We start from the raw sequence: 22,584 nt of genomic DNA, 5'->3' as shown, positions 1-22,584 counted from the left end.
CGCCGCCGCTATTGCGGCGTGCGGCTCACCACCTTGCCATCGATCACCACGCCTGTGACATGCGAGGTGTATTCGAACGGATCGCCGTCGAACATCGCCACGTCGCCGTCCTTGCCAACTTCGAGCGAGCCAACCCGCTGGCCCACGCCGATGATGCGCGCGGCATCGATCGTCACGCTTGCCAGCGCGTCCTGCCACGCGAGGCCGTTCGCTGCGGCGATTGCGGCTTCCCACAGCACGACGCGCGTCTTGGGGACATAGCCTTCAAAGCCGGATTGCAAGGCAAAGGGAATCCCCGCCGCGCGCAACACCCCTGCCGTGGTGAAGCTGGCGTTCTGCAGCTCGCCATATTGCCGCGCCATGGTGGGGTGCAGGATCACCCGCACATTCGCTTCGCGCAGCTGGTCGAGCAGCAAATAGGCCTCGGATGCGCCATCGATCACGAGGTCGATGCCGAATTCCTCTTTCAGCCGCAGCGCGCTCATGATGTCCTGCGCGTGGTGCGCCGTCACCATCAAGGGCAGCTTTTTCGCCAACACGTCGCGCAGCACTTGCGTGTCGAGACCTGCAGGCTTGGTGCCGTTGTCACCGTCCTTGCCACCCTTTGCGGGGGTGTCAGGCGTCTTGGCCGCCAGCAGCGCCGCGCGAAGCAGTGCGATCTGCTTGGCGCGCGTGCCGGGCGATTTCCCGCCATTGGCCAGCGCCCATTCGCCCAGATTGGCCGCGACCATCGCTGCCGGGACGATGGCCGCTTCATCCGCCGTATGTCCCACAGTCTTGGCAACCATGGTCTGGCCGGATACGAGCGCGCCCGGCCCGTGCCCGGTGTGGATCGTGGTGATCCCCAGCCCGCGCAGCCAAGCGACAAGCCGCTCGTCCGGATTATAGGCGTCGATCGCGCGCAACTGCGGTTGCATCGGCGCGCTTTCTTCAAGCTGGTCCTGGTCGTCCGGCTGGTTGAGGAAGCCCGAAAGGCCCACCACGCTGCGCGCATCCACCAGACCCGGCGTGACAACCGCAGCCTCGATCACGTCGATGCCCTCGGGGACCGGCGTGGTCGCAGCAGGGCCGACCGCGGCGATCTTGCCACCGCGGATCACGACAACCCCGTTTTCGATCGCCGGACCTGCCATGGTGTGGACCTGCGCCCCGCGGATCGCGACATCCTGCGCGGTTGCGGGTGCGGAAATGGCGACAGCGAGCGCCGCAGCGGCGGCGAAATGTACAAACTTGCTCATTGCGCGCCCTCCCCTTCCGCAAACTCCCAGTGGTAATATGCCATCTCCATCGGATTGCCCGCGCCATAGCCACCGGTCGCCATCAGCAGGTCTTGCTCACGCGTCCGATCGAACAGCTTTTCGCCTTCGACCCAGGTTTCGAGCACATGGGTGTAGACCGACAGCGGATCGCCGCTGAGGATCAGGAAATCCGCATCTTTGCCCGGCTCAAGCGAGCCGACCCGGTCATCGAGCCCCAACTGGCGCGCGCCGTTGATGGTGAGCGCACGCAGCGCCCCTTCGCGGCTCATCCCGGCTCGCACCGCTATGCTCGCATGGCGGAACATCATGCGCGAATCGATGACCCCGTCGTCCGAATGGAGCGAAGTAAGTACGCCGGCCTTTTCGAGAACGCCCGCCGCATCGAGCCGCGCACCCTGAGCCTCGAGCTTGCCGCCAGGCGAATCGACCAGAATGGCAGAAACCGGCACGCCTGCGGCCACCAGTTCGCCTGCCACCTTGTAGCTTTCCATCCCGTGCTGGATCAGCACGTTGAAGCCGAATTCACGCTTGAGCCGCAGCACCGTCATGATGTCGTCGGCACGGTGCGAGTGGAAATGCACGAGTCGCTTGCCCGACAGCACTTCGCACAGCGTCTCTTTGCCGAGATCGGGCTTTTTCCTGTCCCCACTGCAATAGGTCTTCGCATCGGTCAGCGCGGTACGCAGCAGCGCCGCGGACTTCGAACGCGTGCCCGGAAATCCGCCTTCGCCGCGCTGCGAATTGGTGCCATTGGCCATCTTGAGGCCACCCATCGCAGCCCCGTTCTCCCAGCGATAGGCGATATCCTCCACCGTATTGCCCTTGCGCAGCTTCATGTAGAAGGTCTGCCCGCTGACGAGGTGGCCCGAGCCCGGCATCACATTGACCGTGGTGACTCCGCCCGAACGCGCCTTGGCGATGTTCGAGGCCATCGGGTTGATCGAATCCATCGCACGCACTTCGGGCTGGATCGGGCCGGACCGGTCGGCGCCGGCGACCTGGCCAATATGCGAATGGGTATCGACGATCCCGGGCATGATCAGCTTGCCTGCCGCGCTGCGTCGCTCCGCGTCGGCGGGAATGGCCACATTCCCGCCCACCGCCGCTATCTTGCCATCAGCGATCACCAGCGTACCGTTCTCGATCCGCTCGCCAGCCATTGTCAGGATCGTGGCATCGGTAAAGGCGATCGGCCGCTCCTGCGCCATGGCCGCATTTGCGAGCCCGGCAGCACCGAGTAGCAGTGCCGCCCGGGCCATGCGGCGCCGGCCCTTCGTTCCCATATTCCCCATCAGTCTGTAGCCTTCCCCTGCTTCCGCGCGACACCGCATGGGCGGTCACGCAACCCTTTTCCATTCATGATTTCAGGTGCTTGCCCGCTCCAGCAGCCGCACGGGCACGCGCCGTACGCTCGGATGCTCGGCGCCTTCGGTCGTAACAGCTTCCACCAGCAGCCGACCGGCAAGGTCGAGGTCGGGCTCGACCGTGGTCAGCGGCGGATTGCTCATTTCGCCTGCGGGCAACCCGTCGAACCCGACCACTTTCACCTTGCCGGGCACGCTTACCCCTGCGGCATGGAACGCTTCGAGCACGCCAAAGGCGATCGCATCGCACACGGCGAACACACCATCGAAACGCTCATCGCCCTTGAGCAGCGCCTCGGCCGCAAGGCGGCCCTGCTCACGGCGAAGCTTGCCCTGTTCGATCTCGAACAGCTTCGCTTCGACCCCCAGTTCTTTAGCGCGCGCGAGAAAACCGTCGCTCCTTTCGGCAAACTGGCGCTGCACCGAACCGCGCGAACCAATGCACACCAGCCTTGTGCAACCGCGCTCGACCAGATGCTCGGCAGCAAGCCTTGCCCCTGCCTCATTATCCGAGCTGACCCAGTCGAGGTCGCCCATGGGTGAGCCCCAATAGGCAACCGGCTGGCTGGTTTCGCCAATTGCGCGGAAAAAGTCCCAGGCGGTGCGGTTGGCAGTGGTGCCGATCACGATCAGCCCTTCGGCCTGGCCGCGCTCGACATAATGGCCGAACAGCTGGTCTTCCTCGGCCTGCAGCGAGACCAGCACTTCCAGCCCGCGCGCGGCCGCCGCGGTGCAAATCCCGCCCAGCAGCGCATAGGAGAAAGGATTGACGTCCTTCGCGCTATGCCCCGGCTTGCAGATCACCACTGTCGCCAGAGTGCCGGTATGCCCCCGCCGCAGCCGCGCAGCGCGTTCGTCGACGAAATAGCCGAGTTCGCGCGCGGCCTCGAGCACGCGCACCCGCGTCGCTTCGGTAATCTCCGACGAGCCCGACAGCGCACGCGACACTGTCGACTGGCTGACGCCCGCTTTCTCGGCGACGTCGAAACTTGTGACCCGCACTGGTTTGCGCGGCGCGTCCATGGTCCTCATCCCTTGCCCCGAAACGACGCGTGAATAGCTATGCGACGCTATGGCCCACAATTGCCCGACGCGCTAGACACCAGTGATACCACGCGTGGGAGAAGCGTTTAAATGGAGGTTCCCTCGATGACCGGGACAGGGTTTACGGCTGACCGGTTGCTGTTGTTCGGCGCCACAGGCGACCTGTCCCAGCGCATGCTGCTGCCGTCGCTCTGCGCGCTCCATGCCGACGAGCTGATCGATCCGGACCTCAAGATCATCGGTACCGCGCGCTCCGATATGTCGGATCACGAGTTCCGCAATTTCGCGCGTGAAGCTCTTGAAAAGTATCTGCCGGCCGAACGGCGCGGCGGGCTCGCCGGTTTCCTCAACCGCCTGTCGTACCAGCAGCTCGATGCGACCCAGCTGGCCGGTTATGACGAGCTGGCGAAAAAGGTCGGCGAACCCAAGCAGGGGCTGGCGATCTTCCTTTCGACTGCACCAAGCCTGTTCGAACCGACCATCAAGGGCCTGCAGCACGCCGGGCTGGACGGCGCGCATGTCCGCATGTGCCTAGAAAAGCCGCTCGGGACGGATCTCGGTTCGAGCTGCGAAATCAACGACGCGGTTTCCGCCGCATTCCCGGAAGACCGGATTTTCCGGATCGACCATTACCTAGGCAAGGAGACGGTGCAGAACCTGCTGGCGCTGCGCTTCGCCAACATCATGTTCGAGCCGATCTGGAATGCCGCGCATATCGACCATGTCCAGATCACCGTTGCCGAGACGGTCGGGCTGGAAGGTCGCGTAGCGTTTTACGACGATGCCGGCGCGCTGCGCGACATGGTGCAGAACCACATGCTGCAGCTGCTGGCGCTGGTCGCAATGGAGCCCCCCGGCAGCTTCGACGCCACTGCCGTGCGCGACGAAAAGGTGAAAGTGCTGCGCGCGCTGCGCCAAGTCGCCACGGGCGAAACCGTAACCGGGCAATATCGCGCCGGGGCAATCGGCGGAAAGGCCGTGCCCGGCTATGACGAGGAGCTCGGCAAGGCGTCGGACACCGAGACCTTCGTCGCAATCAAGGTGCATGTCGACAATTGGCGCTGGAAGGGCGTGCCCTTCTACCTGCGCACCGGCAAGCGACTGCCCCAGCGCGTGACCGAAATCGTGGTGCAGTTCCGCTTCGTGCCGCATTCGATCTTCGCAGGAAAGGGGGCGACCATGCAGCCCAACCGGCTGGTCATCGGCATCCAGCCGGAAGAGAACATCACCCTCTCGCTGATGTCGAAAGTGCCCGGGCTCGATCGCGAAGGCATTCGCCTGCGCCAGGTGCCGCTGGATATCTCCATGCCCGACGCCTTCGTCGGGCAGCACCGCCGCATCGCCTATGAGCGGCTGCTGCTCGACCTCATCGAAGGCGACCAGACGCTATTCGTGCGGCGCGACGAAGTCGAGGCGCAGTGGCGCTGGATCGACGTGATCCGTGCAGGCTGGCGCGCCGAGGGGCTTGCGCCCAAGCCTTATACCGCCGGAAGCTGGGGGCCGAGCGCCGCGATTGCGCTGGCAGAGCGCGACGGAGTGAGCTGGCATGAGTGAGCTCAATCCCGTCATTGCCAAGGTCACCGAAAGGGTCATCGATAAGTCGCGCGGCACCCGCAGTGCCTATCTCGATTTGATGGAGCGCGAAGCCGATCGAGCGCCGGACCGCAGCCAGGTCTCCTGCTCCAATCTTGCGCATGCCTTTGCCGGTGCGCTCGAAGACCAGGCCGCGATGAAGGTCGGGCGCGGGCCGAACATCGGCATCGTCACGTCCTACAACGACATGCTTTCCGCGCATCAGCCCTACGGCCGCTATCCCGAACGGATGAAGGTCTATGCCCGCGAAGTCGGCGCCACCGCGCAAGTCGCTGGCGCGACACCAGCTATGTGCGATGGGGTGACGCAGGGCGAAGACGGGATGGAACTGTCGCTGTTCAGCCGCGACGTCATCGCGCTCTCGACCGGGGTCGCACTCAGCCACGCGATGTATGACGGCGTGGCCCTGCTCGGCATTTGCGACAAGATCGTGCCAGGCCTGATGATCGGCGCGCTGCGCTTCGGCCATTTGCCTGCGATCTTCGTGCCTTCCGGCCCCATGCCCAGCGGCATCGCCAACAAGGAAAAGCAGCGCGTTCGCCAGCTCTATGCCGAAGGCAAGGTTGGGCGTGACGAGTTGCTGGCGAGCGAGATGGGCAGCTATCACTCGCCCGGCACCTGCACTTTTTATGGCACCGCCAATTCGAACCAGATGATGATGGAGATGATGGGGCTGCACATACCCGGCTCGGCCTTCATCCAGCCCGGCACCAAACTGCGCCAGGCGCTAGACCGCGCTGCGGTGCATCGCCTCGCCGCTCTGGCGGGCACGCGCGAGCGGACCACGGCGAAATGCGTCGACGAAAAGGCGATCATCAACGCTGCGATCGGCCTGCTCGCAACCGGCGGTTCGACCAATCATGCAATCCATATCCCGGCGATGGCGCGCGCGGCGGGCGTGCAGTTCGACTGGGACGATTTGAGCGAACTTTCCAGCGTGGTCCCGCTGGTGGCGCGGGTCTATCCAAACGGCGCGGGCGACGTGAACCATTTCCACGAAGCCGGCGGCATGGGTTACGTGATCGGCGAGCTGCTGAGCGAAGGGCTGGCGCACCGCGACATACTGACAGTGTGGGAGAGCGATCTTTCCGCTTATGCCAACGAACCCGGCCTCGACGGCGAGGACCTTGTCTGGCGCGAAGTCGGCGCCAGCGGCGACACCGAGATGCTGCGCCCGGCAAGCGATCCGTTCCAGCCCGATGGCGGAATGCGGCTAGTCCAGGGCAATCTCGGCCGCGGCTGTTTCAAGAGTTCTGCAGTCGAGCGCGAGCGCTGGACGATCGAGGCGCCGTGCCGGGTGTTCGAAGACCAAGCATCGGTCGCCCCTGCATTCAAGGCTGGCGAACTCGACAGGGATGTCGTGGTCGTGGTCCGTTTCCAGGGCCCGCGCGCCAACGGCATGCCCGAACTGCACAAGCTTACCCCGCCCTTGGGCGTGCTGCAGGATCGCGGCTATCGCGTAGCGCTGGTCACCGATGGCCGCATGTCGGGCGCATCGGGCAAGGTTCCGGCTGCGATCCACGTCACGCCCGAGGCGCTCGGCGGTGGCCCGCTCAGCAAATTGCGCGACGGCGATGTCGTAAGGCTCTGCGCTGCCACCGGCGAGCTATCGACCACGGCCGACCTTACTGCGCGCGAGGCTGCACCCGATCCCTCGCCCGCGTCGGGCGTAGGGCGCGAAATCTTCGCCATGTTCCGCAATATGGCCGATGGCGCAGAGAAAGGCGGCAGCGCGATGCTGGCGACCGCAGGGCTATGACCCAGGTCGTTGCCGTAGATATCGGGGGCACTCACGCCCGCTTCGCGATCGCCACGATCGCGGATGACGGCAGCATCACGCTGGGCGAACCCGAAACGCTCCACACCGTCGATCACGCGAGCTTCCAGACCGCGTGGGAGGATTTTCGCGACCGGCAGGGGGGCACTCTTCCCCGCGCGGTTAGCATGGCGATTGCCGGCCCCGTTGGCGGTGAAGTGATCCGTTTCACCAACAACCCGTGGATCATCCGCCCGTCATTGGTGAAGGAAAAGCTGGATGTCGACAGCTACACTATCGTGAACGATTTCGAGGCTGTTGCACATGCCGTAGCGCGGGCAAATGAGAATCAGTTCATCCACCTTACCGGACCCGACAAACCGCTTGCCCCGACCGGACGACTCAGCGTGCTGGGCCCCGGCACCGGCCTCGGCGTGGCCCATCTCTACCGCGAGCCGGACGGCACCTATCGCGTCTCTGCCACCGAGGGCGGACATATCGATTTTGCCCCGCTCGACCAGATAGATGACGCGATCCTTTCCCGGCTTCGCAAGCGCCACACCCGCGTTTCGGTCGAGCGCGTGGTGGCTGGCCCCGCCATTTCCGACATTTACCAGACGCTCGCGGCAATGGAGGGCAAGCCTGTCGCCGATGAAGACGACATTGCCGTCTGGACCCGCGGCCAGGACGGCAGCGACAGCCTTGCCGCGGCTGCGGTTGACCGCTTCTGTATGTCGCTCGGCAGCGTGGCGGGCGATATCGCGTTGGCGCAGGGCGGCTTCGGCGGCGTGGTGATCGCCGGGGGCCTTGGATACCGCATCCGCGAGACCCTGCTCAAATCCGGCTTTGCCGAGCGATTCAAGGCCAAAGGCCGGTTCCAGGAGCTGATGGCTTCGATCCCGGTCAAGCTGATCGTCCATCCGCAGCCAGGCTTGTTCGGTGCTGCGGCCGCCTATGCCTCTGAACACAGGAAACCAGCCCAGTGAAGCCCATCGAAACCATCATGCGCACTGCGCCGGTGATCCCGGTGATCGTGATCGACGAGGTCGAGCACGCGGTTCCGCTGGCCGAAGCTCTGGTCGCAGGCGGGCTGCGTTCACTCGAAGTGACCTTGCGCACGCCTGCGGCATTGGCAGCGATCAGGGCGATGAAGCAAGTGCCCGGAGCCGTCGTGGGCGTGGGCTCGGTCACCAACCCCAAGGAACTCGACGACGCACTAAACGCGGGCGCGGAATTCGTCGTCTCCCCCGGGCTGACCGAACCGCTCGCGCGCGCCGCGATTGCAGCGCAAGTGCCCTTCCTGCCGGGCACCGCCAACGCCAGCGACATCATGCGCGGGCTCGACCTGGGCCTGACGCACTTCAAGTTCTTCCCGGCGATGGCGGCAGGTGGCCTGCCAGTGCTGAAAGCGCTCGCGGCGCCCTTTGGCCAAGTGCGTTTCTGCCCCACGGGCGGGATCGGGCCCGACAATGCCGCCGAATGGCTGGCGCACGAGGCCGTGCTGTGCGTTGGCGGCAGCTGGGTTTGCCCGCGCGGTGCGCCTGACAGGTCGGCCGTGGAGGCGCTTGCAAGAGAGGCCAGCCAGCTATGGTCATGAACGGCGTCGGCGCCCTGATCGAGCAGCTCGGCCAGCTCCATAACAGGACGCAGGAAACACCGCTGTTCAATCCCGTCTTCCAGCTCGGGCTGGACCTCTCGCGCCAGCTTGAAGGCGGCGAACTCGATCTGACAGGAATCGAAGCGCTGGTGGCCGAGCTCGAATGCGAAAGCATGCAAAGCCGGGCGTCGCGACTGCGGCGGCTGGTCGCCCCGGTCGCAATTATCGACAACCGGCGAGAGTTGGAGATGTCGCTGACCGAGCGCGAATTCTCGGCCTTCCGCGCCCGCTGGGAACGCCCGCAGCTCCACGCCGTGTTCACCGCCCACCCCACATTCCTGCTCACGCCCGATCAGTCCGCGGCAGTCGCCGACGCGGCGAGCAGCAGCGCCGACATCGGTCTCAATGCCTGCGTCACAGGCGCAGAGCGCCCCGCCATCACGCTGAAATACGAGCATGGCCGGGCGATGCGCGCGATCTCCCATGCTCAGGATGCCCGCGATGCGATCGTCAGCGAAATGCTGGAGCATGCGGCGGCGCATTGGCCGGAGCAGTGGCACGAGCTTGAGCCCTTGCCGTTCCGCTTTGCCAGCTGGGTCGGTTACGACATGGACGGCCGCACCGATATCAAATGGTACGATTCGATCGGCTTCCGCCTGGGTGAGAAAGCCGAACGGCTGGCGCGATATGCCGCATCGCTGGCAGCGATCGATGCGAACCACCCGCTGCTAAACGATCTGCGCGGCGCGCTCGCCTATGCCGAAGCGCGGGCTGCCGATTTCGCGGAAGACCTGACTTCGCCCGAGGCATTGTCCGGCGCTGCCAATCGCCTGACCGCCGACGATCCGAACAAGCTTCTGAGCCTCGCGCCGCTGATCGACGCGCTCGAAGCCGAGGCTCGAGAGGCAGCGGACCAGCGCGCTATCGCGCTCAAGACCCTCGCCGCCGCGATGCGTGCGGACGGATTGGGCATGGGCTGGATCCATTTCCGCGTGAATTCGAGCCAGCTGCACAATGCGATCCGTCGCCGGATCGATCCCGACAACACGCTCGACCTGGCCAGCCGCGGCGCGATGGCGGCGCTGCGTGAAATCCTGGCCGAAGTGAAGCCGCTGCGCAGCAATTTCGCCGCGCTCGCGATCGAAAGTTCGACCGCGATCCGCCAGTTCCTGGCAATGGCGCAGATCCTTGCGCATGTGGATTCCGATGCGCCGATCCGCATGTTGATTGCCGAGTGCGAGCAGCCCTCGACCATCCTTGCCGCGCTCTATTTCGCCAAGCTGTTCGGGATCGACGACAAGGTCGACGTCTCGCCCTTGTTCGAAACCGAAAGCGCATTGGAGCATGGCGGGCGCTTCCTCGACGCCGTGTGCGCAGAGGAAAGCTATCAGGCCTATGTCCGGCAGCGCGGGCGGCTGGCGATCCAGACCGGGTTTTCCGATGCGGGCCGATTTGTCGGGCAGATCCCGGCAAGCCTCGCGATCGAGCGGCTGCAGGGACGGCTGAGCGAAGCGATGGTGGCAAACGGCCTCACCGATGTCGCCGCGCTGATCTTCAACACCCATGGCGAAAGCATGGGGCGCGGCGCACATCCCGACAGTTTCGAGGATCGGTTGACCTGGCCGCTTAGCCCCTGGGCAAAGCGGCGCTTCCTGCGCGCGGGGATCACGCTCGAGCCCGAAGTGAGCTTCCAGGGCGGCGACGGCTATCTCTTCTTCGCTACGCCAGAATTGGCGCGCGCCACTCTGACTCGGATCGCAGAGCTGCGCCCAGCGGAGACCGACCTCGATGCACCGGTCGATCCGTTCTATCGCCGGACCGACCTCAGCCTCGATTTCTACCGCGCGATCCGCAGCCACCAGCGCAAGCATCTGGAAAGCCAGACCTATTCGCGCGCGCTCACTGCCTTCGGGCTGGGCCTGCTCAATCCCACAGGCAGCCGCGTGTCGCGCCGCCAGAGCGACATCGCCGCCGATCGCGGAATGAACCTGCGGCAAATCCGCGCCATCCCGCACAATGCGATCCTGCAACAGCTCGGCTATCCGGTGAACGTGATCGCCGGTGTCGGCAGTGCAGCCGACGGCAATTACGAGGAACTGGCCGCACTGCTAACTGAAAGCGCCCGCGGGCGCCAGCTGGTCAGGCTGGTGCGCAGTTCCAACGCGCTCGCCAGCATTAAGACGGTTGCCGCATTCGGCGAGCTGTTCAACAGCGCCTATTGGGCGAGCCGCCCCTATCGTGGCACCGAAAGCCATCTTTCAGACGCCTGCGAAGCGCTGGCCGAATATCTCACCACGGATGACCGGACCGGCGTTTTCCGACGCCTAGCTTCGCGTCTCAGGGTTGATGCCCTAAAGCTGCACCGCCTTCTGGCGCTGATCCCCAATGAAAACCCGCTCGATGACCGGGAGACGGTTCGCCGCACGATCGGCGTGGCGCAAGCGATCCGGCTGGCGCTGCTACAGCACATGTTCCTGCGCGCAGTCTCGATCCCTGCCTTCAGCCGCGCCAATGACATCAGCCGCGACGACGTGATGGAAATGGTCTTCACGCTGCGGATCGATGACGCGCTGGCGCAATTGCGCCGCGCCTATCCGACGCATTTCACGCAGATCACCGATTTCGAGGTCAATGCGCCGAGCGACTATCCCGACAATAGCGGCGAAGGCTATGCCACGATTGCGCGCGACTATATCGATCCGATCGAGCGCGCCTATGCACTATGCCTGCGGCTATCGACCGCGATCGCCAACGAATTCGGCGCGCACGGCTAGGCGCTAGCGGCGGGGCGGCTCGGGTCGGAGCACCCAGAGGCCCTTCTCCGCCCGCGCTAGCACACCGGCGAGATTAGCCCCTTCGCCGCGCTCAAGCACGTCGAGCAATTCGGCGACTTGCGACAGGCGCGGCTGGCCGCCGAGCCGCTCAAGTGCGCGCGCCAGTACCCGCAAGCGGATCTCGCGTGGCGCCGTTGGTTCGGGACAATAGCGGATCTCGCTATTCGCCAAGTCGACCTGCGTTTCCCACTCCGACTGCGCATAATGTTCCAGCGCCGCCTCTGCGTCGGCCAGCCATGCGGCGCTTTGGGCAAGAGCCGCCGGATCGAGCCAATCAGCCGCGGCCAAAGCCTTGCGAATCCGCGCACGGTCGAAACGGTCGTCCTCGTTCGAGGGATCGCGCGCTGGGGCCACGCCGCAATCCCGCACAATCCGCTCTAGCTCTTCCTTGCGCCAGCCCAGAAGAGGGCGCAGCACGATTCCGCCACTGGCGGGATTGCTGCCACGCGAACGAACTCCGGCAAGGCCCCCCAGCCCGCTGCCGCGGTTGAGCCGCATCAACAGCGTTTCGGCCTGATCGTCGGCATGGTGGGCTGTCAGCAGGATATCGATGCCACGAGCCTGCTGCCATTCGGCCAGAGCGCGGTAACGTGCCAACCGCGCTTCCTGCTGCAGATTGCCCGGCGCCACTTCCACCTTGAGCACCGCATGCGGAACGCCAAGTTCCGCACACAGGGCTACGACCATCTCCGCTTCGGCGGCGCTTTCGGGACGCAATCCGTGATCGACCGTGGCAGCTTCGATTGCGCCCGGGCGCGCCGCTGCAGCCAGCAACAGCAATGCAAGGCTGTCCGGCCCGCCCGAAACCGCCACACCCAGTCGCGCGGAGCCCGCCCCGAGACGGGCCAACTCCGCGGCAAGGCGCGCGATCAGTTCGGGAGGGAGCGCCCTATCAATTGCATTTCACCTTTTGCCGGTTGGAATCGTACTGGCTCTGCAGGCGGCCGGTCGCGAGCGCCGGATAGGTCTCGGCGAATTCGGCCAGGGCGATGCAGGCGCGGCTGGTGTCGTTGAGGACGATCATTGTCTCGGCAAGGTACAGCAGGCTGTCGCCAGCGCGCGCGGCCTGCTTGTCGACCTGGTAATTGCGCAGGAACCAGGGCGCCGCTTCGCGTGCCTTGCCATCGTCAAGATAGGCACGGCCGAGCAAATTGCGGCCATAGGTTGTGCGCCAGTGGCTGGGGTATTTCTCGACGAAGAGCGAGAGCTGCTGCTGCGCTTCGGGGAAATAGCGGGCTTCCCACAGGCGGAAGCCGTAGGTGTATTCGTCATCCCCGGCGTCTTCGGTCTGCGGCTTGGTGATCGCCTGCACCCCTGCGAGACGGGTCGCAGTGGGCCCGGTCGCAGCGGGTGTTGCCGCCGCGGTAGTGGCCGGAGCGGTAGCTGCCGCCGGCGGCAGTTCGGCAGTCTGGCGCGCAGCAGTACCCGTCATCGCCGCGAGATTGCTCTGGGTTGCGGCTGGCTCTTCGGCTGGCGCGCTCGTTTCGTCTGGAACTGGAGCGCCATTCGCTTCTAGCGCCGCCACCCGCTCTTCCAGCAAAGCGACCGCATTGCGGTTCTCTTCACCCGCTGCGGTCAGGCTTTGCAACTGGGCCTCGATCGTATCGAGGCGTACGAGAATATCGGTGACGGCCGTAGTAGAAGTCGTGCTGGCGGGATTGCGATCAGGCGCCTGGGCGGTACTGATCTCGGGCTCGAAGAAGCGCGCATCGCCACCGGGGAAGACTTGGCGTTGCAAGGCGCGGATTTCGGACTCGATCTTGCGGATACGCGCTTCGGACGACTGCTCCTGCGCCAATGCAGGTACGGGCGCAGTCACCGCCACGGCCAAGGCAAGCCCGGCAGCAGCCGCACGCGAAAGGGGGAACAATTTCACTTGCCGAACTCCTCGATCAGAATGGCAGGCTGGCACGCAGCCCCCGGGGGTCTGCCACGCCATGCCTGAACCTCAGGCGAATCCTGCCTCAAACCGCCCGCTCAAGTCGAGCCGTTGACCCGCCAAAATGGTGGGAAATCCTCAGTCGGTTACAACCTGCGGGGCCGGCTCCGGCGTCGCAGCCGGTTGTGGACGCTCGCGCAGCGCCTGCGCCGTAATCGCGACATCGCGCACGGTCACCTGCTGCTCGGCCAACTTGGGTGCGGGCTGGCCGCCGATTGTGATCGCAAAGGCATCGGGCCTGCCGGTCCAGATGCGCGGGTCTCGCGCGTCCGCAGGCACCACAAAGCGCTCGCCGCGGGCCATCAGCTTCTGTTCGAGCCTGCGCCCTCCGGCCTCGTAAAAGCTCACCCGCACGCCATCTTCCAATGCAGTGAACACAACCTCGTCGGGCAAAGCGGTAGGCACATTCGGCTCAGGGACGGCAGTGCTGGGTGCGGGCGCGGGCACGCTCTCAGCCTCTGCCACGATCGGTGCCGGATCGGCGCCCGGCGCATAGAAGCGCGCGTAGAAGACGTAGGCGCCAATGGCGAGCAGCAGCACAGCGATAATGGAAGCCCAGACAATCCCCGGCGGCGGCACTTTCGCCGGATCGCCCGGTTCGAACCCGGGAGCATATGAATGGCGATGCGCCCCGCCCTGCGCCAGCTCCTCGCGGAGCTCGGCCAGCAGCTGGTTCTCGTCGAGCCCAAGTTCGCGGGCATAGGTGCGAGTGAAACCGATCGCATAGGTCCGCGCAGGCAGTTCGGCAAAATCGCCTCGCTCAATGAGCTCGATATGGCGCAGCGCGATGCGCGTCCGCCCGGCCATGTCGGCGAGCGAAAGCTTCTGCTCCTCACGCGCCCGTCTCAGTTTCTGCGCGACGCCTTCGAGCGGCAATTCTCCATCGTGCGAGACGATCTCTTCCTCATCCATGGTTTTGCGACCCTTTTTTCCCGTGGCAGAAGAACGCCGTCCCGCCGATGGTGTCAAGCGCGCCGAACGCGCCCCGATGCCGGATCGGGACGAGCCGTCTCGCACATAGGGTCAATGAATCCGGGATGTGCCGGCTTCAGTCGGTTTCGATGCCACGCTGGTCGGCCCATGCCTGCAGTTCCTTTCGCAGGTTCACCGTCGGGTCTGACAGCCAGCCATTCATTGCCGAAGTGATTTCGCCAAGGTCCACCTTGCGCACCAGTTCCTTGATGGGGCCGACTGCGGCGGGCGTGATCGACAAGCGGCGGAAGCCGATGCCGAGCAGTGCCAGCGCCTCGAGCCTGCGCCCACCCATCTCGCCGCAAATACCCAACTCTACCTGCTGACCGACCATCGCCAGCGACACGCGCCGCAGGAACCGCAGGATCGAGGGGCTTAGCCAGTCGTACCGCTCGGCCAGCTTGGGATTGGCGCGATCCGCCGCGAACAGGAATTGCGTGAGGTCGTTGGTGCCAACCGACAGGAAATGAATGCGCGGCAAAAGGATGTCGAGAACCTCGGCCAGCGCGGGCACTTCCAGCATCGCACCGAAACGGATCGAATCCGGCAAAAGCTTTTTCTTCGTGCGAAGATGGTTGAGCTGGTCTTCGAACACCTGTTTGGCGGCGTCGAACTCCCACGGCTCCGACACCATCGGGAACATCACATAGAGATCCCGCCCTGCCGCCGCTTCCAGCAATGCACGCGCCTGCACCTTGAGCAAGCCTTCGCGCTCCAGCGCGAGCCGCAGCGCGCGCCAGCCCATCGCGGGGTTCTCGTCGTGCTCGGCATGTTCGGACTGGAGATAGGGCACAGCCTTGTCGCCGCCGATATCGACCGTGCGAAAGATCACCGGCTTGTCGCCGGCTGCATCGAGCACGTCGCGATAGAGCCGCGTCTGGCGCTCGCGCTGGGGCAGCGTCGCGGAAACTAGGAACTGGAACTCGGTGCGGAACAACCCGACCCCGTCGGCCCCGGTCATCGCCAGCGCCGAGATATCGTCGCGCAGGCCGGCGTTGATCATCACCTGTATCCTGGTGCCGCAACGCGTGAAGGGTTCGACGTCGCGCAGCTTGGCATAGGCGGCCTGCTTCTCGCGCGTCTTGGCGAAGCGCTCGTCGAACGCAGCCGTCACCTGAGGCGAGGGGCGGATCGTCGCGGTCGAATGATCGGCATCGAGCAGGATCTCGTCGCCATCGCGGATAATCCCGCGGATCCCCCGCGCGCGACCGAGCACAGGTATACCCATGGCGCGCGCCACGATCACCACATGCGCGGTGAGCGAGCCTTCATCGAGGATCACGCCTTTGAGCCGACGCCGGTCGTATTCGAGCAGTTCGGCCGGGCCGAGATTGCGCGCGATCAGGATCGAATCTCGCGGCAGCCCTTGCTGCGCGGCTGTGCCAAGCTGGCCCGAGACAATGCGCAGCAACCGGTTCGCCAGATCCTCAAGGTCGTGCATTCGGTCGGCCAGAAGCGGATCATCGATTTCACGCATCCGCATGCGGGTGCGCTGTTGAACGCGTTCAATCGCGGCTTCGGCAGTGAGCCCGCTATCGATCGCTTCATTGATGCGGCGACTCCAGCCTTCGTCATAGGCGAACATCTTGTAGGTCTCGAGGACCTCTTCATGCTCGCCAGCGCCGCCGAATTCGGCCTGGCTGGCCATGTTGTCGATCTGCTCGCGCATCTTGTCAAATGCGCGGTAGACTCGCTGCCGCTCCGCCTCGATGTCGTCCGCCATCACCTGGTCAATCGTGACGCGCGGCTGGTGGTAGACCGCCTGGCCTGCAGCCAGCCCCTTTACCAGCGTCAGCCCGGTCACCGTGTGGGTGCCGGTCTGCCCCTCAGTCAGGCCCAGCGCCTCTTCCTCATCGATCAAACCGGCATTGGCGATAAGCTCGGACAGGACCATGGCGGTGGTCTGCAGCGCCTCGATCTCGATGTCCTCGTAACGCCGCGGGTCGACATGTTGCACGCACAACACGCCCACCGCGCGCTCGCGATAGACGATCGGGACGCCGGCGAAGCTGTGATACTTCTCTTCGCCCGTTTCGGGGCGATACTGGAAGTCCGGATGCGCCTTTGCCTCGGCCAGGTTCAGCGTTTCGATATTGGCAGCGATCGTGCCAGTCAGGCCTTCGCCGATCGCCATACGAGTGACGTGGACCGCGCTCTTGTTGAGGCCGCGGGTCGCGAACAGTTCCAGCATGCCTTCGCGCAGGAGGTAGATCGAGCAGACCTCGCTATCGAGGCTTTGCCCGATAACATCGACCACTTGGTCGAGCTTGCCCTGCGCATGGAGGCGCGAAGCCATCACCTCATGCAGGCGAGTGAGGATCAGACGGGCGGAGGCAGTGGCAGACATCGGCCGTACCTATAGCAGCTTGGGCGCAATGCAAAACGACACATTGCATCGCCTGCACAGGCCAGGCGGCGATCTCAGTTCAGGGATGGAAAGGACGCAGCCGTTCAGGTGGCGGCGAGTTCTTCCTTGATGCGCAACTTGTGCTTCTTGAGTTGCTGGACCATCGCAAGGTCGGGCGCGGGCCGGTTCATTTCCTCGCGAAGACGGGCTTCGAGACCGGCATGTTTGGATTGCAGCGATTGGACGTGCGACGATTCCATCAAGGTTCTCCTCTGTGCATTATTCACAGGAGCGACTCGTCCAGACGCGGACGAGCCGCGAATTGTCATCAAATCATAATATCCCTATCTTGAAAAGACCGGCCGACCCCCTATTCGGCACGTAACGTCCGCCGCGCGAGCCAAAGACATTTTCGGGAGGCACTTGATTGACCGAGCAGGAGTTTCGCAAGCGGCTGGAACTGCTGCGTAACGAGCATCGCGATCTCGATGCCGCAATCACCGCGCTGACCGAAGCCGGATCGCAAGATCAACTGCAAATCGCTCGCCTGAAGAAACGCAAGCTCAGGTTGAAAGACCAGATCGCGCTGATCGAAGACACGCTGCTGCCCGATATCATAGCTTGATCGCGGCAGCGCCGCGCGTGCCAGCGGACAGCGTACCGACATCGTAAACCGCCCGCCGTCAGATGACTGCGCTGCCTGCATCGAACATACGGAAATAACGTGTTTTTTGGCGTCTCTTTGGTTAATGCAGCAACCCGATCCGTACCGGTTTGGGACAATGGCCCGAGAAGTGGCGGAGAATATGGTTGCCGCTCTGGACCTTGGCCCGATCAAAGGCTTAGCGGTGTCGCCATGGTTCGTACCACCAGCCTTTCGCGCCCGATCATTGAGTCGCTTTACAGCGAAGCCCTGTTGCTCGCCGATGAAGTGCGTTCAGTGTTCGCGCTGGGGATGGGCGAGCCTGCAGCCGACACCAGCGACCATCTGCGATTGGCGCTATCGAGCGAAGGGCTGCGGGCTACGACGCGCATGATGCATATCCTTGCGTGGCTGCTCAACCAGCGCGCCTTCTTTGCGGGCGAACTCAACGAAGCGCAGCTGCGGCGCCATGGGCGTCTGCCGGAAGATCGTCCATCGCGGTCCGAGGATCTCGATCTGCTCGAACATGGCACGCGCGACCTGATCGACGATACGATCCGGCTACACCGCCGCATCGCCCGGCTCGACCAGGCATGGGGCGAACGCTTCGACGCGCAGCCCGTCGTGCACAACATGCACGAACGCCTTGGCCGCGCGCTTAGCCAGCGCTGAGTTCCCAGGACTTCATATCTCAGGCGGCCGCAAGTGCGGCATGCCAGCGTGCAAGCCGCTCGTTCCGGACCTCCGCCGCCATCTCCGGCGCAAAACTGCTCATATCGCCGCGCATGGCAGAGGCCGCGGTTGGCAGGTCCGGATGAATCCCGGCCCCCGTTGCAGCCAGCATCGCAGTGCCCAGCGCGGTCGTTTCGACGAAATCGGGCCGTTCTACCGGCAGGCCGAGCATGTCGGCGAGGTCCTGAGCCATCCAGTTATTGGCGCTCATTCCGCCGTCAATCCGCAGTGTAGCCCAGCGTGCGCCGTCCGCCGCGAATGCCTCGGCAAGGTCATGCGTCTGGTGCGCCATCGCCTCCAGCGCGGCGCGCGCCAGTTCGGCCTTGCCGCTGGCGAAGCTGAGGCCCGTTATCACCCCGCGCGCTTCGGCCCGCCAATGCGGCGCGCCAAGGCCGGTGAGCGCGGGCACGATCGTTACTCCGCCGCTGTCAGGGATCGAGCGGGCGAGCGCTTCGGTCTGCGCAGCGACATCGACGATGCCGAGTGAATCGCGCAGCCATTGCACCAGGCTGCCCGCGACGAAGACCGAGCCTTCGAGCGCATAGATGCGCTGCCCGTCCAATTGGTAGAGCACCGTGCCGAGCAGGCGATTGGCAGATTCGGGAATTTCGCGCCCCTTGTTGGTCAGCACGAAAGCGCCAGTGCCAAAGGTCGCCTTGGTTTCCCCCGGGGAAAGGCAAGCCTGCCCGATGGTGGCGGCCTGCTGGTCGCCCGCGAGCCCGGTGATCGGGATCTCGCGCCCAAGCCATTCGGCCCGTGCCAATCCCAACTCGCCCGCATTGTCGACCACTCGCGGCAGTGCGCCATGTGGCACGCCAAACAATTCGCACAGCCCCTCGTCGAAGCCCACTCCGCCCAGTTCCATCAGCAAAGTGCGGCTGGCATTGCTGGCATCGGAGACATGCGCGCCGCCAGTGAGCTTGAAGACAAGCCAGCTTTCGACCGTTCCCAGAGCGAGGCGACCCGCCTCCGATGCGCCGCGCACCGCCGCGTCATTATCGAGCAGCCAGCGCATCTTGGTGCCTGAGAAATAGGGATCGAGCAGCAGCCCGGTGCGGCGCTGCACTTCCGCCTCGTGTCCGGCTTTTCGCAGATTCGCGCAGAAATCAGCTGTCCGCCGGTCCTGCCACACGATGGCGCGGGCGAGCGGTTCGCCGGTCGTGCGATCCCACGCCACCACCGTTTCGCGCTGGTTGGTGATGCCGATGCATGCGATTTGCTCAGCACCGCCCGCCTTTTCAGTAACTTCGCGCGCGCAGGCGAGCGTCTTGTCCCAGATCTCGGCGGCGTAATGTTCGACCCAGCCGGGCGTAGGGTAATGCTGAGTGAGTTCCTGCTGCGCGACGCCTTTGAGCGCGCCTCCACGATCGAACAGCATCGCACGGGTCGATGTCGTCCCCTCGTCGAGCACCAGGATAAATTCACTCACGCGCAGCCTCCCAATTCTCTCAGGCGTGACATGTGGCAGGCTCATCGCCATATGCAAGCCATGGCGTTACCTCCTAAGCCCTGGCCCACCGGTATGGCCGAACAATGCGAACCGCTCGTGCGGCGGGTGCTCGCGCCCAATCCCTCGCCCTATACATACACCGGCACCCAGACCTATATCGTGGGCAATGCCGGCGATGTGGCGTTGATCGATCCCGGCCCGGCGGACGAAGCGCATATCAATGCGATTTTGGCGGCAATCGGTGATGCCAAAGTGGTTGCGATCATGTGCACCCACACGCACCGCGACCATTCACCGGCTGCTGCGCCGCTCTCGGAGCGCACGGGCGCGCCTGTGGTAGGCTGCGCGCCGCTGGTGATCGAAAGCGATCTGCCGCGTTCGGATGAAGCCTTCGACACCACCTATGCCCCCGATCGCGTGCTGGAGGATGGCGAGGCGATGACCGGGACTGGCTGGACCCTGCGCGCGTTGCATACGCCGGGACACACGTCGAACCATCTGTGCTTCGCGCTTGAGGAAAGCGGCGCGCTGTTCACCGGCGATCATGTGATGGGCTGGTCGACCAGCGTGGTGATACCGCCCGATGGCGACATGGGAGACTACATGAAGAGCCTCGACAAGCTGCAGGCGCGCAATGATCGCGTCTATTATTCGGCCCATGGCGAGCCAATCGAAAAACCGCGCCAGTTGGTGCGGGGGATGATGGGCCATCGCCGCCAGCGCGAAAATCAGATCCTGCGGCTGCTGGGAGCGCGCGCCCGCACGACACCCGAATTCATCCCGGAAATGTACAAGGGCCTTGATGAGCGGCTGGTCAAGGCCGCGCAGATGAGCGTGACTGCGCATCTGCTCGACCTGGAGAAGCGCGGGATGGTGTCCTCGACCAGCGAAGGAATATGGGCCCTCGCGTAGCGACACTGGTGGCTGCCGGTTTGGAAACTCTCTGAGCAGAGCGCCAAAAGGTAGCAGCGCTAGTGCATTCGACGATCGGATAAGGCGCTTGGTCGAGCGCTCCCGATCGGTCGCCGATAGCTGGAAGCATTTGGTCGAGCCTTCCTAGCGGCTCGGAGCAAAAGGGCCTTCTGGCACCCGACTTGCCCGCAAGGCCGCTCCGATATATGGTTCAGGCGGGGACGAGGAGGGTTTCAAACAATGGCAACTACTTTCAAAATCCACGCCGATCCCGAACGGCGATTCTTACAGATCATGGCTTGGGTCATGTCCCTCATCATCGTGGCCGGGTTCGTCACCAATCTTGCGATGGGCCGCTCGAGCTTCGACGTGCCGTGGCAGTATCACGTGCACGGCATGGTGTTCTTCGGTTGGGTGGTGATTTTCCTGACTTAGGCCAATTTCATCGCAGGCGGCAATGTCGCCTTGCACAAAAGGCTCGGGCAACTCGCTTATCTCTGGATCCCGTTGATGGTGGTGATGGGCTTTACCATCATGTTCGCATCGATGCGGCGGAACGGTGGACCGTTTTTCTTCGACCAGAACGAATTTATGGTCAGCAACACCCTGCAATTGCTCATGTTCGCCGGGCTGGGCTTTGCTGCGTTGACGGCGCGGCGCCACACTGGCTGGCATCGCCGCCTGATGATCTGCGCGATGGCGATTCTGACGGGCCCTGGCCTTGGCCGCCTGCTTCCGATGCCGCTGCTGATGCCGCACGCATGGCGGATCATGATAGTGGTCACGATGATCTTCCCGCTGGTCGGGGCGATCGCCGACTGGCGCCGAAGCGGCAAAGTGCATCCGGCATGGCTGTGGGGTCCTGGGCGCGCAGGTATTGGCCGATCTCATCGCCTATAGCCCGCTGGGCGTTTCGCTGACCGAACAGGTCGTGGCGGGCACGCCCGGCGCGGATCGACCGATAGAGGCCTTCATGCCCCCCGGCTTTGCGATGTAATATCGGCCGAAACGCGCTCGCAAATTGCCGCTGGCGCCCTATATGGATGCCAGCGGCAACTGACTGGAATGATTGATGAGCGACGAGACCAAAGTCCCCACCGGCAAAGACCTGCTGGCCGAGATCGATCGCTTGCGCAAAGAGCGCAACGCGGTGATCCTGGCGCATTACTACCAAACGGCCGATATCCAGGACATTGCCGACTTCGTGGGGGATTCGCTCGAGCTCAGCCGCAAGGCTGCCGAAACCGACGCTGACGTGATCGCTTTTTGCGGGGTCAAGTTCATGGCGGAAACGGCCAAAATCCTCAGCCCCGAAAAGATCGTGATTCTGCCCGACATGGACGCTGGTTGCAGCCTTGAAGATAGCTGCCCGCCCGAGAAGTTCAGGGCCTTTCGCGAGGCGCATCCTGATCACATCGCGCTGACCTACATCAACTGTTCGACCGAAGTTAAGGCGCTGAGCGATGTCATCGTCACCAGCTCCAGCGCCGAGACGATCCTTGCCCAGATCCCGCCTGAGCAGAAGATCATCTTCGGGCCCGACCGACATCTTGGCGGCTATCTTAGCCGTAAATTCGGCCGCGCGATGCTGCTGTGGCCGGGCGTGTGCATCGTGCACGAGGCTTTTAGCGAAACCGAGCTGCTCAAGCTGAAGGAAAAACACCCCGGCGCGCCATTAGCTGCGCACCCCGAATGCCCCCCCTCGATCATCGACCATGCCGATTATGTCGGCTCGACCAGCGGCATATTGAAATTCGCCAAGAAATTCGAAGGCGACACGCTGATCGTGGCGACCGAGCCGCACATCATCCACCAGATGAAAAAGGCGCTGCCCGAAAAAAACTTCATCGGCGCGCCGGGAGCGGACGGCAACTGCAGCTGCAACATCTGCCCCTACATGGCTCTCAACACGATGGAAAAGCTCTACGTGGCGCTGCGCGACCTTGAGCCGCGCATCGAGATCGAGGAAGATCTGCGCCTGGCTGCCAAGAAGAGCCTCGACCGGATGCTGGAAATGGCGGGCGGCACCGTTGGCAAGGGCGACCTCGGCAAGGTCTGACCCTCGCTAGGCTCAGGACCCATTAAATCGCTTGCCTTGGCGGCGAAGCCTTGATTCACTCGCGGCACTGAGGAGGTGCTGCG

20 protein-coding genes are annotated in these 22,584 nt (G+C 64.1%); 11 read left to right on the top strand and 9 right to left on the bottom strand.

Annotation, left to right across the window (positions count from 1 at the left end; translation table 11 throughout):
- Positions 1-8 precede the first annotated feature (8 nt).
- The 3 genes from VRS74_RS12275 to VRS74_RS12265 all read right to left on the bottom strand — a co-directional run bounded on the left by VRS74_RS12275 (position 9) and on the right by VRS74_RS12265 (position 3,646).
- On the bottom strand, positions 9-1,238 hold the full coding sequence (locus tag VRS74_RS12275; protein ID WP_354145521.1) for an amidohydrolase family protein: 1,230 nt from the start codon (positions 1,236-1,238) through the stop codon (positions 9-11).
- Entirely contained in the window at positions 1,235-2,551 is a 1,317-nt protein-coding gene (locus VRS74_RS12270; protein WP_354145520.1) for an amidohydrolase family protein, read from the bottom strand. The genes VRS74_RS12275 and VRS74_RS12270 overlap by 4 nt, the downstream gene beginning before the upstream one ends.
- Before the next feature lie 72 nt (positions 2,552-2,623).
- Positions 2,624-3,646 carry a LacI family DNA-binding transcriptional regulator gene (locus VRS74_RS12265; protein ID WP_354145519.1) on the bottom strand — a complete coding sequence of 341 codons (1,023 nt, stop codon included), beginning with the start codon at positions 3,644-3,646 and terminating at the stop codon, positions 2,624-2,626.
- Between the two features lie 126 nt (positions 3,647-3,772).
- On the opposite strand from VRS74_RS12265, the gene zwf reads away from it, so the two are divergent.
- From zwf to VRS74_RS12240, 5 genes are read left to right on the top strand one after another with little or no spacing between them, the layout of a single operon-like run.
- Positions 3,773-5,221 carry a glucose-6-phosphate dehydrogenase gene (gene zwf / locus VRS74_RS12260; protein WP_354145518.1) on the top strand — a complete coding sequence of 483 codons (1,449 nt, stop codon included), beginning with the start codon at positions 3,773-3,775 and terminating at the stop codon, positions 5,219-5,221.
- Entirely contained in the window at positions 5,214-7,019 is a 1,806-nt protein-coding gene (edd, locus tag VRS74_RS12255; RefSeq protein WP_354145517.1) for a phosphogluconate dehydratase, read from the top strand. The genes zwf and edd overlap by 8 nt, the downstream gene beginning before the upstream one ends.
- Positions 7,016-8,002, top strand: a complete 987-nt coding sequence (gene glk, locus VRS74_RS12250) for a glucokinase (RefSeq protein ID WP_354145516.1) — start codon at positions 7,016-7,018, stop codon at positions 8,000-8,002. The genes edd and glk overlap by 4 nt, the downstream gene beginning before the upstream one ends.
- A complete protein-coding gene (gene eda / locus VRS74_RS12245) occupies positions 7,999-8,613 on the top strand; it encodes a bifunctional 4-hydroxy-2-oxoglutarate aldolase/2-dehydro-3-deoxy-phosphogluconate aldolase (protein ID WP_354145515.1) in 615 nt (204 codons plus the stop codon). Before glk ends, eda begins: the two co-directional genes overlap by 4 nt.
- The gene (locus VRS74_RS12240) at positions 8,610-11,387 is read left to right on the top strand and encodes a phosphoenolpyruvate carboxylase (protein ID WP_354145514.1); all 2,778 of its coding nucleotides are present in this window, start codon (positions 8,610-8,612) and stop codon (positions 11,385-11,387) included. The genes eda and VRS74_RS12240 overlap by 4 nt, the downstream gene beginning before the upstream one ends.
- 3 nt (positions 11,388-11,390) lie before the next feature.
- Here VRS74_RS12240 and tilS read toward each other — a convergent pair whose 3' ends face one another.
- From tilS to VRS74_RS12215, 5 genes are all read right to left on the bottom strand, one after another.
- A complete protein-coding gene (gene tilS / locus VRS74_RS12235) occupies positions 11,391-12,296 on the bottom strand; it encodes a tRNA lysidine(34) synthetase TilS (RefSeq protein ID WP_354145513.1) in 906 nt (301 codons plus the stop codon).
- Between the two features lie 43 nt (positions 12,297-12,339).
- On the bottom strand, positions 12,340-13,323 hold the full coding sequence (locus VRS74_RS12230; RefSeq protein WP_354145512.1) for a tetratricopeptide repeat protein: 984 nt from the start codon (positions 13,321-13,323) through the stop codon (positions 12,340-12,342).
- A gap of 141 nt (positions 13,324-13,464) precedes the next feature.
- A complete protein-coding gene (locus tag VRS74_RS12225) occupies positions 13,465-14,298 on the bottom strand; it encodes a helix-turn-helix domain-containing protein (RefSeq protein ID WP_354145511.1) in 834 nt (277 codons plus the stop codon).
- 136 nt (positions 14,299-14,434) lie between these two features.
- Positions 14,435-16,705, bottom strand: coding sequence for a phosphoenolpyruvate--protein phosphotransferase (gene ptsP, locus VRS74_RS12220; RefSeq protein ID WP_354145510.1), 2,271 nt, complete (start codon positions 16,703-16,705; stop codon positions 14,435-14,437).
- 104 nt (positions 16,706-16,809) lie between these two features.
- Positions 16,810-16,965 (bottom strand): YdcH family protein, encoded by a 156-nt coding sequence (locus VRS74_RS12215; RefSeq protein ID WP_354145509.1) that lies wholly within the window; start codon positions 16,963-16,965, stop codon positions 16,810-16,812.
- Between the two features lie 167 nt (positions 16,966-17,132).
- Between VRS74_RS12215 and VRS74_RS12210 the strand changes: the two genes are divergently transcribed.
- Positions 17,133-17,330, top strand: a complete 198-nt coding sequence (locus VRS74_RS12210) for a YdcH family protein (RefSeq protein ID WP_354145508.1) — start codon at positions 17,133-17,135, stop codon at positions 17,328-17,330.
- 231 nt (positions 17,331-17,561) lie between these two features.
- Positions 17,562-18,020: a DUF1465 family protein gene (locus VRS74_RS12205; RefSeq protein ID WP_354145507.1), complete on the top strand. Its 459-nt coding sequence runs from the start codon at positions 17,562-17,564 to the stop codon at positions 18,018-18,020.
- Between the two features lie 19 nt (positions 18,021-18,039).
- On the opposite strand, the gene glpK is transcribed toward VRS74_RS12205, so the two are convergent.
- Positions 18,040-19,509, bottom strand: coding sequence for a glycerol kinase GlpK (glpK, locus tag VRS74_RS12200; protein WP_354145506.1), 1,470 nt, complete (start codon positions 19,507-19,509; stop codon positions 18,040-18,042).
- A 60-nt stretch (positions 19,510-19,569) separates the two neighbouring features.
- Between glpK and VRS74_RS12195 the strand changes: the two genes are divergently transcribed.
- From VRS74_RS12195 to nadA, 4 genes are all read left to right on the top strand, one after another.
- The gene (locus tag VRS74_RS12195) at positions 19,570-20,442 is read left to right on the top strand and encodes an MBL fold metallo-hydrolase (RefSeq protein ID WP_354145505.1); all 873 of its coding nucleotides are present in this window, start codon (positions 19,570-19,572) and stop codon (positions 20,440-20,442) included.
- Between the two features lie 240 nt (positions 20,443-20,682).
- On the top strand, positions 20,683-20,877 hold the full coding sequence (locus tag VRS74_RS12190; protein WP_354145504.1) for a hypothetical protein: 195 nt from the start codon (positions 20,683-20,685) through the stop codon (positions 20,875-20,877).
- A 75-nt stretch (positions 20,878-20,952) separates the two neighbouring features.
- Positions 20,953-21,342: a hypothetical protein gene (locus VRS74_RS12185; protein WP_354145503.1), complete on the top strand. Its 390-nt coding sequence runs from the start codon at positions 20,953-20,955 to the stop codon at positions 21,340-21,342.
- 172 nt (positions 21,343-21,514) lie between these two features.
- On the top strand, positions 21,515-22,501 hold the full coding sequence (gene nadA / locus VRS74_RS12180; RefSeq protein WP_354145502.1) for a quinolinate synthase NadA: 987 nt from the start codon (positions 21,515-21,517) through the stop codon (positions 22,499-22,501).
- Positions 22,502-22,584 lie beyond the last annotated feature (83 nt).

The organism is Altererythrobacter litoralis (genome assembly GCF_036324225.1).
Classification (GTDB): Bacteria; Pseudomonadota; Alphaproteobacteria; order Sphingomonadales; family Sphingomonadaceae; genus Erythrobacter; species Erythrobacter litoralis_A.
This window is presented reverse-complemented; position numbering and strand designations above follow the sequence as displayed.